The following is a 12,245-nucleotide window of genomic DNA, read 5'->3' as shown; positions in this document are numbered from 1 at the left end:
GGCTGCGCGACCAGCGCACGGTGATGCTGATCGTCCTGGGCGTGGTCGCCGCGGCGCTCTACGCGGTGCTGGTCCCGGTGCACGCGACCGTCTACGGCGCCCCGGTCCCGGCCACCATGCTGCTGGGCGCGGGCGCGGTCGCCGCCCCCCTGATCGCCCTGAAGCGCCCGACCATCGCGATCGTGGTGTTCACGGCATCCGCCGCCCTCAGCCCCCTCACCGTCGCCCGCGATCACCCGCTGGGCGCACCGTGGCCCTGGTCGGTGCCGATGATCATCGCGTTCGCCGTCTGCCTGCTCGCCGTGACCGTGCCGCACGGGTGGCGCCTCGGACTCATCCTGCTGGGGGCCGGCACGGCTGCCGGGCTGATCGTCGCGCTGATGATCCCCTCGATCCCCAGCGCGAACGACCTCATCGTCACCACCTCGATCTCGGCCGGCGTCTACCTGATCGCCGTGCTGCTGGCCGGCCGGCTGCGCCTGGGCGCCGAGCTGAGCAGCCAGCGCGCCCTGACCGCGCAGGAGCAGGGGCGGCGCGAGCTCGTCGAGGAGCGCACCCGGATCGCCCGCGAGCTTGCACGACGTGGTCGCCCACGGCATGTCGCTGATCCAGGTGCAGGCCTCCACCGCCCGCTACCGCCTTCCGGATCTGGCGGACGAGCCGGCCGCCGAGTTCGACGAGATCGCGGCGACCGCGCGCACATCGCTGGCCGAGATGCGGCGGATCCTCGGCGTGCTGCGCACCGAGGACCACGCCGTCCCGCTGGCCCCGGCAGCGCGGACTCGGCGACATCCCTGCGCTGGTGGAGACGACCCGGCGCGCCGGTGCCGAGATCGCGCTGACCGAGATGCCCGACGACGGGGCGCGCGGCGATGTCGACGCCGCCACTCAGATCGCCGCCTACCGGATCGTGCAGGAGGCCCTCAGCAACGCCGTCCGGCACGCGCCGCGCGCCCCGATCACGGTGTCGGTGATCGCGGATGCCGCCGATGTGACGATCCGCGTCCGCAATGCGCAGGCAACCGCGGTCGCCGGCGTCCCCGGCGGACACGGACTGCGCGGCATGACCGAACGCGCCCACCTGCTCGGCGGTAGCCTGGAGGCGGGAGCGGACCCGGACGGCGGGTGGACCGTCACGGCACGCCTGCCGCGGCATCCGGCACCCGAGGCCTCGGAGGGCACGCTGTGAGCATCGACGTCCTGGTCGCCGACGATCAGGCGATCGTGCGGGCCGGGTTCGCCGCGCTCCTGGACGCGCACGAGGGCATCACCGTGGTCGGGCAGGCCGCGACCGGCGCCGAGGCCGTCGCGCTCTCTGCCCGGGTCGACCCGGACGTGATCCTGATGGACGTGCGGATGCCGGAGATGGACGGGATCGAGGCGACCCGGCGGATCGTGGGCCCGTCCTACCCCGCCGCGAAGGTGCCGCGGATCATCATGCTCACCACGTTCGACATCGACGACTACGTGTACGACGCGCTGCAGGCCGGTGCCAGCGGGTTCCTGCTCAAGGACGCCCTGCCGGACGAGCTCGTCAACGCCGTGCGCGTGGTCGCCGCCGGAGACGCGCTGCTGGCACCGCGGGTCACGCGCCGGCTCATCGCGCAGTTCGCCGCGCAGAAGCCGAGGGCCTCCCGCACCGGGGCGGTGGAGGGTCTGACCGAGCGCGAGCGCGAGGTGCTCACCCTCATCGGCCAGGGGCGGTCCAACGGCGAGATCGCCGCCGCCCTGTTCATCGCCGAGCAGACGGTGAAGACCCACGTCGGCAAGATCCTCGCCAAGCTGTCGCTGCGCGACCGGGTGCAGGCGGTCATCCTCGCCTACGACGCCGGACTGGTCGAGCCCGCCTCCTGAGCGGTTCGCACCGGCTCGTCGCCGACTGGCATCCGCGAATGATTCCGAGTGCTGTTCAGGGTAGCCTTACCAACCCCCGCACCCCGAAGGAGTCCTCCGTGCCCATTCGCCGCGCGCTGTCACTGGCCGCCCTCTCCGTGGTCGCCGCCTCGACCCTCCTGCTGGCCGGCTGCGCGAGTGGGGCCGACGCCCCCGCCTCCGCCAACCAGCAGGGATCCGAGGCCGGCTTCCCGGTGACCATCGACCACGTGTACGGCACGACGACGATCCCGAGCAAGCCGAAGCGGGTCGCGACGGTCGCCTGGGGCAACGGCGAGGTGCCGCTGGCGCTCGGCATCGTGCCCGTCGGCATGGCGAAGTCCACGTGGGGCGACGACGACCATGACGGCATCCTGCCGTGGTCCGAGGATCGGATCGCCGAGCTCGGCGGCAAGACCCCGGCGCTGTACGACGAGACCGACGGCGTCGACTTCGAGGCGGTCGCCGACACCAAGCCCGATGTGATCCTGGCCGCATACTCCGGCCTGAGCCGCACCGAGTACGACACGCTGTCGAAGATCGCCCCCGTCGTCGCCTACCCCGGAACCGCGTGGGGCACCTCCTACGAGGACATGATCCGGATGGACTCGAAGGCGCTCGGCCTGGCCACGGAGGGCGACGCCCTCATCGACACGCTGCACGGAGAGGTCGATGCCGCCCTCGCCGACTTCCCGCAGCTGAAGACCGCGAAGGTCCTCTTCTCCTACATCGATCCCTCGGACTTCAGCAAGATCGGCTTCTACACCGACCACGACACCCGCCCGGGCTTCCTGCACAGCCTCGGGATGCCGGAGCCGCAGATCGTGCAGGACGAATCGGCCAAGACCGACCAGTTCTACATCACCGTCAGCTCCGAGCAGGCCGACCGGTTCAAAGATGTCGACCTGTTCGTCACCTACGGCGATGACGCGGCGACCATGATCAGCAAGCTGCAGGCCGATCCGCTGCTGTCCAAGATCCCGGCGATCAAGGCGGGTCACATCGCCGTCCTGCAGAACGACACTCCGCTGGCGGCGTCGGCGAACCCGTCGCCGCTGTCGATCGGGTGGGGCATCCACGACTACTTCGCACTGTTGGCGAAGGCCCTCGGCTGATGACCGCGACGGCGCAAGCGCGGCGCGACGCTCGCAGGGGCGGCCCCGACCGAGCGCAGCCACGCCGCGACGGCGCGCCGGCACGGGCCTCTCACGCGTGGGCTGTGGCTGCTGGTCGCCTTCTGCGTCCTGGCCGCGCTGTGCGCGGCGTCGGTGGCGCTCGGCGTGCGCGTCGTCTCGCCGGGCGAAGTGGCGGCGGCCCTGGCCGGACACACCGACACCATCGGCGAGGCCGCGGTGATCGCACGGCTCCCCCGCACGGCGCTGGCGGTCCTCGTCGGCGCGGCACTGGCGCTGGCCGGCGCGTCGATGCAGGCGGTGACCCGCAATCCGCTCGCCGACCCCGGCATCCTCGGCGTCTCCGGCGGCGCCGCGTTCGCGGTCGTGGTGTGCATCGCCCTCCTCGGGGTGTCGTCGCCGGGCGTGCTGATGGGCGCGGCCGTGATCGGCTCGGCGGTGGCCGCCGTCTTCGTCTATGCCGTGGGCTCGCTCGGCTCGGGCGGGGCGACGCCGTTGAAGCTCACCCTGGCCGGAGCCGCGACATCCGCCGCCTTCGCCTCGCTGGTGCAGGCCGTCCTGCTCCCTCGCGCCGATGCGATGGAGAGCTTCCGCTTCTGGCAGATCGGCGGCGTCGGCGGCGCCACCTGGGACCGGATCGGCCTCGTGCTGCCGGCGCTGGCGCTGGGCGCGGCGATCTGCCTGCTCAGCGCGCGGGGCATGAACGCGCTCGCCCTCGGCGACGACCTGGCCGCCGGGCTCGGCGCCCATGTCACCCGGACCCGCCTGGTGACCGCCGCGGGCGCCGTGATCCTGTGCGGCGCCGCGACCGCCGTCGCCGGCCCGATCGGCTTCGTGGGCCTGATCGTTCCCCACCTGTGCCGGCTGCTCGTCGGCACCGATCACCGCTGGCTGCTGCCGTTCTCGGCGGTCGCCGGCGCCGGGCTCCTGGTCGCATCCGACGTGATCGGCCGACTCGTGGCACGCCCGAGCGAGCTCGACGTCGGCATCGTCACCGCGCTGGTGGGCGCGCCGTTCTTCATCTGGATCGTCCGCCGGCAGAAGGTGCGTGAACTGTGAGCGTCACCGGGACGGCGGCGGATGCCGCAAGCCGTGCGCACGATCGCCGACGGCCGGAGCCGGCGCCGCGGACGTCGCGCCGCGGTCGTGGCGATGCTGGCGGCCGCGGTCGTGGTCGTGTTCGCGGTCAGCCTGATGATCGGCGAGACCTTCTACCCGCCGGCCGAGGTGCTGCGCGTCCTGTCCGGGCAGACGGTCCCGGGAGCCTCGTTCACGGTCGGCGATCTGCGCCTGCCCCGCGCCACCCTTGCCGTTCTCGCCGGCTTCGCCTTCGGCGCCGCCGGGGTCACGTTCCAGGGCATGCTGCGCAACCCGCTGGCCTCGCCCGACATCATCGGCATCAGCGCGGGAGCCAGTGCCGCCGCCGTCGTCGGCATCGTGCTGTTCGCGCTGGACACGGTCGCGGTCTCGCTGCTGGCCCTGGTGGGCGCGCTCGTCACCGCCGCAGCCATCTTCCTCCTCGCCCATCGCGGCGGGTTCGCCGGCACACGGCTGATCCTCATCGGCGTCGGGGTGGCGGCCATGCTCGACAGCGTCATCACGTACGCGCTCTCCCGGGCCGCGTCCTGGGATCTGCAGGCCGCCATGCGCTGGCTCACCGGCAGCCTGAATGCGGCCGACTGGACGGCCATCGCCCCGCTGGCGATCGCGTCCGTCATCCTCGTGCCCGCGCTGCTGTCCCAATCCCGGGCGCTGGACACGCTGCGCCTGGGCGACGACACCGCCGCCGGCCTCGGCGTGCATCCGCAGCGCACCCGCATCGTCGCGCTGGTGACGGCCGTCGCCCTCCTCGCGTTCGCCACCTCGGCGGCTGGACCCATCGCGTTCGTCGCCTTCATGTCCGGCCCGATCGCGGCGCGGCTGGTCGGCCCCTCCCGGGCGCTGCCGGCGGCATCCGGACTCGTCGGCGCGCTGCTGGTGATGATCGCCGACCTCATCGGACAGTTCGCGTTCGACAGCCGCTACCCCGTCGGGGTGGTCACCGGTGTCCTGGGCGCGCCGTTCCTGATCTTCCTGCTGATCCGCCTCAACCGTTCGGGAGCATCCCTGTGACCGCATCGCACACCCTGACCGCCGCATCCCTCACCCTCGGCTACGGCGACCGCACGGTCGTCCACGATCTCGATCTCGAGGTGCCCGCGGGCCGGATCACCGCCGTCATCGGCGCGAACGGATGCGGCAAGTCCACCCTGCTGCGGGCGATGGCCCGACTTCTCAAGCCCCGGGCCGGCGAGGTGCAAGCTGGACGGCGTGCCGCTGCACCGTCAGCACACGAAGCAGCTCGCCCGCACGCTCGGCCTGCTCCCGCAGAGCCCGGTCGCCCCCGAGGGCATCGTCGTGGCCGATCTCGTCGGCCGCGGACGTCAGCCTCATCAGCGGCTGCTGGCGCGATGGAGCGCCCACGACGACGAGGTGGTCGCCCGGGCGCTGGAGACGACGGGGATCACCGACCTCGCCGACCGGAGCATCGACGAGCTGTCCGGCGGGCAGCGACAGCGGGTGTGGATCGCGATGGCGCTGGCCCAGCAGACCGACATCCTCCTGCTGGACGAGCCGACCACCTTCCTGGATGTGGCCCACCAGATCGAGGTGCTCGATCTGCTCACCGATCTCAACCGCGAGCACGACACGACGATCGTCATGGTGCTGCACGACATGAACCTCGCCGCGCGCTACGCCGATCACCTGTTCGCGATGCGCGACGGCCGGGTCGTGGCTGCCGGAGCGCCCGCGGACGTCGTGACCAGCGCACTGATCCGCGAGGTGTTCGACCTGGACTGCCTGGTGATCGAGGATCCGATCTCCGGCGCGCCCATCGTCCTCCCCGCGGGCGGCACCGTGTGCGGCACCCGCTCGATGCCCCGACCGGAGCCGTCCATGTCTGAGAGTCGCTTCTTCCGCGCCCGGGTGAGTGCGATCGCCGACCTGACCCCGAGCTTCCGGCGCTTCACGTTCTCCGGCGACGAGCTCGACGACTACGGCGACCCCGGGTTCGACCAGCGGATCAAGATCGTCTTCCCCTCCTCGGCCGTCGGGATCGATGCGATGCCGACCGGCGACGACTGGTATGCGCAATGGCGTGCCCTGCCCGAGGAGGAGCGTCCGCCGTTCCGCACGTACACGACGCGCGCCGTGCGCCCCGCAGCGCAGGAGGTGGATGTCGACATGGTCGCGCACGCCGTCACCGGGCCGGCGTCGGCGTGGATCGCGCGAGCGGAGATCGGCGACGAGGTGCTCATCTTCGCGCCGGCCGCCGCCCGCTCCGAGGCACCCGCGGTCAGCCTCGGCATCGACTTCGTGCCGCCCGCGCAGTGTGCCGGCATCCTGCTGGCCGGTGACGAGACCGCCGCACCGGCGATCGCCGTGATCCTGGAGAGCTGCCGGATTCGGCGCGCGGCACCGTGGTGCTCGAGGTCCCCCATCCCCGCGACGTCGCGTACCTCCCCCGGCATCCCGGCTTCGACTACCGGGTCGCCGCCCGCGCGGGACGCGACCGGCACGCGCACCTGGTGCCGGCGGGCCGGGATGCCGCGGCCGCCCTCGTCCCGCCGGGGCGCGGGTCCGAGGTCGAGGAGGTGGACATCGACTCCGGCCTGCTGTGGGAGGTGCCGCGGACCGCGAAGGGCGGCGCGGCCCTGAAGAGCGCACCCCTGTACGCCTGGCTGGCGGGCGAGGCGGGCGCCATCAGGCAGCTGCGCCGCCACCTGGTCGCCGAGCACGGGGTGGACCGCCGCGCGGTCGCGTTCATGGGCTACTGGCGGCTCGGGCGCGCCGAGAACTGAGCTCAGCCGACGAGCGCGCCGATCCGCCGCACCGCCTCGCGCAGCACCTCCGGCGCGCAGCCGATGTTCACCCGCACGTGGCCGTTCCCCTCCTGCCCGAAGTGGGGGCCGAAGTGCAGGGCCACCTTCGCCTCGCGCAGGATCTTCACCGCGGGGTTGTCGCCCCAGCCGAGCGCCGACAGGTCCACCCAGGCCAGGTAGCCGGCATCCGGGATCCGGTAGCGCGCCCCCGGGACGTGCGCCTCCAGCAGCTCGGCGAGCAGGCGACGGTTGCCGTCCAGGGTCGCCAGCAGCCCGTCCAGCCACGGATCGCTGGCCTCGTCGAACGCCGCCACGGCCGCCATCGCGCCGAACAGCCCGGTGCGCCACTCCACCTCATCCGGCAGCGACGCCACCACCGCGGCCGACCCGGCGCCGGCGGTGACCATGAGCGCGCACTTCAGCCCGGCGAGGTTGAAGGCCTTGCTCGCACTGGTGACCGCGAACCCGATCTCCCCGGCGGCCGCGGATGCGTCCAGGAACGGCGTGAAGACGGCATCCGGCTGGGTCAGCGGCGCGTGGATCTCGTCGCTGATCACGCGCGCGCCGTGCCGCAGCGCGATCTCGGCCAGTGCGGCCAGGCTCCCACGCGCATGCACGGTGCCGGTGGGGTTGTGCGGGTTGCACAGCAGGATCGCCCGCGCCCCGTCGGCGAACGCCGCCTCGATGCCGTCCAGGTCGAGCTCCCAGCCGTCGCCGGTGGGCCGCAGCGGCACCCGCTCGACCACGCCGCCGGCCTCGGGCACCGTGTCGTAGAACGGCGGATAGACCGGCGGAGTGACGACGACGCGGTCGCCCGGTGCGATGACCGCACGGAGGATCTCGACGACCCCCATCATCACATCGCACGTGGTGCGCACGCGGGCGGGGTCGATCTCGGAGCCGAACCGGCGCTGGGCGAAGGCGACGTACGCGTCGCGGACGCCGGGGTCCGGCGGGGTGTAGCCGGTGTCGCCGAGCGCCACCGCCTCGGTCAGGCGGGCGGTGATCGCGGGGGCAAGAGGGAAGTCGGTCTCGGCGACGAACAGCGGCAGGATCTCGGCGGGGTACTTCCGCCACTTCGTGCTCGAGCGCTGACGCAAGCTGATCGATCGGCAGGGCCTGAAGCGGGGTGACACTCACCCGTCGAGCCTACCGATCGCGCCCACCGGAGGCGTCTCCGGCGTCACGCTTCGTCAGATGGCGAAGCCGAGGGCGCGCATCATGTCGCGCCCGTCGTCGGTGATCCGCTCCGGCCCCCACGGCGGCATCCAGACCCAGTTGATCCGGAACCGCTCGACCACCTCGTCCAGCGCCTGGGCGGTCTGCTCCTCGAGCACGTCGGTGAGGGGGCATCCGGCGCTCGTGAGCGTCATGTGGATGACGAGGGCATCGTTCTCGTCGTCCCAGGCCAGATCGTAGATCAGGCCCAGGTCGACGACATTGATCCCCAGTTCGGGGTCCATGACGTCCTTGAGCGCCTCGGTGACCTCGTCGAACTTCTCGGGTGACAGCGTCGCGGGCATGTGTCGAGTCTACGCGTCGATCACGGCGTCGGGCTCGGGCTCGCCCGCGAGGTAGCGGTCGTAGCCCTCCTCCTCGAGGCGCTCGGCCAGCTCCGGCCCGCCCTCTTCGGCCACGCGGCCCTGGACCAGCACGTGCACGAAGTCCGGGTGGATGTAGCGGAGGATGCGGGTGTAGTGGGTGATCAGCAGCACGCCGAGGTTCGTCTCGTCCTTGGCGCGGTTCACGCCCTCGGAGACGATCTTCAGCGCGTCCACGTCCAGCCCGGAGTCGGTCTCGTCCAAGATCGCCAGCTTCGGCTTGAGCAGCTCGAGCTGAAGGATCTCGTGCCGCTTCTTCTCACCGCCGGAGAAGCCCTCGTTCACGTTGCGCTGGGCGAACTTCGGGTCCATCCGCAGATTCTTCATCGAGACCTTGAGGTCCTTCATCCAGCTGCGGATGGCGGGCGCCTCGCCGTCGATCGCGGTCTTCGCGGTGCGCAGGAAGTTGGTGACCGTCACCCCGGGGATCTCGACCGGGTACTGCATGGCCAGGAACAGCCCGGCACGGGCGCGCTCGTCGATCGTCATCGCCAGCACGTCCTCGCCGTCGAACGTGATCGAGCCGCCGGTGACGGTGTACTTCGGATGGCCGGCGATCGTGTAGGCCAGCGTGGACTTGCCGGAGCCGTTGGGCCCCATGATGGCGTGGGTCTCGCCGGTGCGGATGGTGAGGGTGACGCCGTTGAGGATCGGGGTGACCCCGGCCTCCGTCTCCACGCTCACGTGCAGGTCGCGGATCTCAAGGACAGACATTCAGGATTCCTTCGTCAGGCTTGCGGTTCAGGGGCGACGGCGGCGGCTATTGCGCCGGCTTCGTCACGGTGGGGTCGATGAGCACGTCGTCGCCGTCGATCTGGACGACGTACACCGGCACGGGCTCGTAGGCGGGCAGGTTCAGCGGCTGGCCGGTGCGCAGCGAGAAGCGGGAGCCGTGCGCCCAGCACTCCACGGTGTCGTCCTCCACGAACCCTTCCGAGAGCGAGACCTCGCCGTGGGTGCAGGTGTCGCCGACGGCATGCACCTCGGCGGCGGAGTCCAGCACGACGCAGATCGGCACGTCGTCGACCACCACGCGCAGGGGCAGGTCCTGCTCCAGCTCGCTCAGCGCGCACACGCGGGTCGCGCTCATGCGGGCGCTCCCGCCTGCTCGAGCACGCCTCCGGCCAGTTCCCGCTCGATGTTCGCGATGAGCTCGGTCTCCAGCTCCGGGATGCCGATGCGCTGCACGACCTCGCTGAGGAAGCCGAGCACGACCAGCCGGCGCGCCTCGTCCTCCGGGATGCCGCGCGCCTGCAGGTAGAACAGGTGCTCGTCGTCGAACCGGCCGGTGGCGCTGGCGTGGCCCGCGCCCCGGATGTCGCCGGTCTCGATCTCCAGGTTCGGGATCGAATCGGCCCGGGCGCCCTCGGTGAGCACGAGGTTGCGGTTGGCCTCGTACGAGTCGGTGGCCACGGCATCCGGTCCGATCAGCACGTCGCCGATCCACACCGTGTGGGCCGACTCGCCCTGCAGCGCGCTCTTGTAGAGCACGTCGGCGACCGTGGACGGTCCCTCGTGGAACACGTACACCTGACTCTCCAGGTGCTGGTCGGCGTCGCAGAAGCCGATGCCGTAGACGTCGGCGCGCGAGCCGGCGCCGGACAGCCGCACGCTGGGGTTGACCCGGACCACCGAGCCGCCGAAGCTGACGACGAAGTGCCGGAGTGTGGCATCCCTGCCCACCGTCGCCTGGTGCGTGGCGAGGTGGACCGCCTCATCCTGCCATTCCTGGATCGTCACGACTTCGAGGTGCGCCCCGGCGCCCACGATGATCTCGACGTTCTCGGCGAGCGAGGCGCTGCCCGTATGCCGGAGCACGACGATGCCGTGCGCGTTCGGGCGCGCTTCGATGACGATGTGCTCGTGCGCGACGCCGCCGTGGCCGGCGACCTCCACGAGGATCGGCTTGCGCGAGCTCGCCGTCGACCAGGATGTGCCGGGCATCGGATGTCCGGGCCCAGGCGATCGCCGCGGGCAGGTCCTCCGGCTCGAACGCGCTGCCGCGCGGCGCCTGCCCGATCGGCAGGGTCGGCGCGGCGCCGCCGTCGACACGGACCGACACCGCACCGTCGTCGCCGGCCGCGGCATCCAGCAGCGCCCCGATCCGGCTCATCGGCGTGTGCTTCCAGTTGACCTCGCGGCCGGTGGGCGTGCCGAAATCGGCCGGATCGTACGAGCGCGGTCGGTCCGAGCGGGTCTGGACCGGTGCGTCGTACCCGCGCAGGCGCGCCGCCGGGTCGACGTGCGCGTGGGAGTTCTCCGTCTGCGCGGCCGAGGCCTGTGCAGACGCTGTCGTCGGGGCCGCCATCTAGCCGACCGATCCTTCCATGCCCATCTCGATGAGCTTGTTCAGTTCCAGGGCGTATTCCATCGGCAGTTCTCGTGCGATCGGCTCGATGAAGCCGCGCACGATCATCGCCATCGCCTCGTCCTCGGGCATGCCGCGCGACTGCAGGTAGAACAGCTGCTCGGCGCTCACCTTGGAGACAGTGGCCTCGTGCCCGAGTTCGACGTCGTCGACCCGGATGTCGATGGACGGGTAGGTGTCCGAGCGCGAGATGGTGTCCACCAGCAGCGCGTCGCAGCGCACCGTGTTCGCCGAGTGGTGCGCGTTCGGCTCCACCCGGACCTCGCCCCGGTAGCCGCTGCGGCCACCGCCGCGGGCGATCGACTTCGAGATGATCGAGGACTGCGTGTACGGGGCGAGATGGATCATCTTCGCGCCGGCGTCCTGGTGCTGTCCGGGGCCGGCGAAGGCGACCGACAGGGTCTCGCCCTTCGCGTGCTCCCCGGCGAGGTAGATCGACGGGTACTTCATCGTCACCTTCGAGCCGATGTTGCCGTCGACCCACTCCATCGTCGCGCCCTCGTGGGCGATGGCGCGCTTGGTGACGAGGTTGTACACGTTGTTCGACCAGTTCTGGATCGTCGTGTACCGCACCCGGGCGTTCTTCTTCACGACGATCTCGACGACCGCGGAGTGCAGCGAGTCCGACTTGTAGATCGGCGCGGTGCAGACCCTCGATGTAGTGCACGTACGAGTCCTCGTCCGCGATGATCAGCGTCCGCTCGAACTGGCCCATGTTCTCGGTGTTGATCCGGAAGTACGCCTGCAAGCGGGATCTCCACGTGCACGCCCTTGGGCACGTAGACGAACGAGCCGCCCGACCATACGGCCGTGTTCAGCGCGGCGAACTTGTTGTCGCCGGTCGGGATGATGGTGCCGAAGTACTCCTCGAAGAACTCGGGGTGCTCCCGCAGCGCGGTGTCGGTGTCCAGGAAGATCACGCCCTGGGCCTGCAGGTCCTCGCGGATCTGGTGGTACACCACCTCGGATTCGTACTGCGCGGCCACACCGGCGACCAGTCGCTGCCGCTCGGCGTCGGGGATGCCCAGCCGCTCGTAGGTGTTGCGGATGTCCTCCGGCAGGTCCTCCCACGACTGGGCCTGCTTCTCGGTCGAGCGGACGAAGTACTTGATGTTGTCGAAGTCGATCTCACTCAGATCGGCGCCCCAGGTCGGCATCGGCTTGCGCTGGAACAGCTCGAGCCCCTTCAGCCGGCTCTTCAGCATCCATTCCGGCTCGTTCTTCATCCGCGAGATGTCGCGGACGACCGCCTCGGTGAGGCCGCGCGTCGCGCTGGCCCCCGCGGCGTCTTCGTCGTGCCAGCCGAACTCGTAGACCCCCAGGCCGTCGAGTTCCGGACGTTCGATCAGGACATCGGACATGACGTCACACACTCTCCTCTATTGGGCCGCTACGGTGTCATCCGTCC

10 protein-coding genes and 5 pseudogenes are annotated in these 12,245 nt (G+C 71.2%); 9 read left to right on the top strand and 6 right to left on the bottom strand.

From position 1 onward, the window contains the following. Nucleotides 1–597: 597 nt before the first annotated feature. The 9 genes and pseudogenes from L2X98_RS21930 to L2X98_RS18120 all read left to right on the top strand — a co-directional run. Nucleotides 598–690, top strand: a pseudogene (locus L2X98_RS21930) (hypothetical protein); the annotation flags it as partial. A 112-nt stretch (nt 691–802) separates the two neighbouring features. Further along, complete coding sequence (locus L2X98_RS18155; protein WP_259611804.1) at nt 803–1,189, top strand: sensor histidine kinase; 387 nt, start codon at nt 803–805, stop codon at nt 1,187–1,189. Continuing rightward, nucleotides 1,186–1,854, top strand: coding sequence for a response regulator (locus L2X98_RS18150; RefSeq protein WP_259611803.1), 669 nt, complete (start codon nt 1,186–1,188; stop codon nt 1,852–1,854). The genes L2X98_RS18155 and L2X98_RS18150 overlap by 4 nt, the downstream gene beginning before the upstream one ends. A 104-nt stretch (nt 1,855–1,958) precedes the next feature. Next, nucleotides 1,959–2,987, top strand: coding sequence for an iron-siderophore ABC transporter substrate-binding protein (locus L2X98_RS18145; RefSeq protein ID WP_259613383.1), 1,029 nt, complete (start codon nt 1,959–1,961; stop codon nt 2,985–2,987). A 102-nt stretch (nt 2,988–3,089) separates the two neighbouring features. Further along, the gene (locus L2X98_RS18140; protein ID WP_259613382.1) at nt 3,090–4,064 is read left to right on the top strand and encodes a FecCD family ABC transporter permease; all 975 of its coding nucleotides are present in this window, start codon (nt 3,090–3,092) and stop codon (nt 4,062–4,064) included. A gap of 21 nt (nt 4,065–4,085) precedes the next feature. Next, nucleotides 4,086–5,117: a FecCD family ABC transporter permease gene (locus L2X98_RS18135; protein ID WP_259611802.1), complete on the top strand. Its 1,032-nt coding sequence runs from the start codon at nt 4,086–4,088 to the stop codon at nt 5,115–5,117. Then, a pseudogene (locus L2X98_RS18130) lies at nt 5,114–5,897 on the top strand (ABC transporter ATP-binding protein); the annotation flags it as partial. The gene L2X98_RS18135 and the pseudogene L2X98_RS18130, both read left to right, overlap by 4 nt. A gap of 24 nt (nt 5,898–5,921) precedes the next feature. After that, nucleotides 5,922–6,260: pseudogene (locus tag L2X98_RS18125) on the top strand (siderophore-interacting protein); the annotation flags it as partial. 206 nt (nt 6,261–6,466) lie between these two features. After that, nucleotides 6,467–6,847, top strand: coding sequence for a siderophore-interacting protein (locus tag L2X98_RS18120; protein WP_354002848.1), 381 nt, complete (start codon nt 6,467–6,469; stop codon nt 6,845–6,847). 2 nt (nt 6,848–6,849) lie between these two features. On the opposite strand, the gene L2X98_RS18115 is transcribed toward L2X98_RS18120, so the two are convergent. The 6 genes and pseudogenes from L2X98_RS18115 to sufB form a co-directional block, all read right to left on the bottom strand. Beyond that, entirely contained in the window at nt 6,850–7,968 is a 1,119-nt protein-coding gene (locus L2X98_RS18115) for a MalY/PatB family protein (protein ID WP_259611800.1), read from the bottom strand. Nucleotides 7,969–8,061: 93 nt separating this feature from the next. Next, the gene (locus L2X98_RS18110; RefSeq protein WP_259611799.1) at nt 8,062–8,391 is read right to left on the bottom strand and encodes a metal-sulfur cluster assembly factor; all 330 of its coding nucleotides are present in this window, start codon (nt 8,389–8,391) and stop codon (nt 8,062–8,064) included. Between the two features lie 9 nt (nt 8,392–8,400). Continuing rightward, nucleotides 8,401–9,183, bottom strand: coding sequence for a Fe-S cluster assembly ATPase SufC (gene sufC / locus L2X98_RS18105; protein ID WP_259611798.1), 783 nt, complete (start codon nt 9,181–9,183; stop codon nt 8,401–8,403). Between the two features lie 46 nt (nt 9,184–9,229). Next, entirely contained in the window at nt 9,230–9,559 is a 330-nt protein-coding gene (locus L2X98_RS18100) for a non-heme iron oxygenase ferredoxin subunit (RefSeq protein WP_259611797.1), read from the bottom strand. Continuing rightward, nucleotides 9,556–10,777 (bottom strand): annotated as a pseudogene (gene sufD, locus L2X98_RS18095) (Fe-S cluster assembly protein SufD). Before sufD ends, L2X98_RS18100 begins: the two are co-directional and overlap by 4 nt. Further along, nucleotides 10,778–12,198 (bottom strand): annotated as a pseudogene (sufB, locus tag L2X98_RS18090) (Fe-S cluster assembly protein SufB). Between the last annotated feature and the right edge of the window lie 47 nt (nt 12,199–12,245).

It is taken from the genome of Microbacterium elymi, assembly GCF_021582895.2.
In the GTDB taxonomy this organism is placed as follows: domain Bacteria; phylum Actinomycetota; class Actinomycetes; order Actinomycetales; family Microbacteriaceae; genus Microbacterium; species Microbacterium humicola.
The sequence above is the reverse complement of the archived record's forward strand: the minus strand, read 5'-3'. Positions and strand labels throughout refer to the sequence as shown.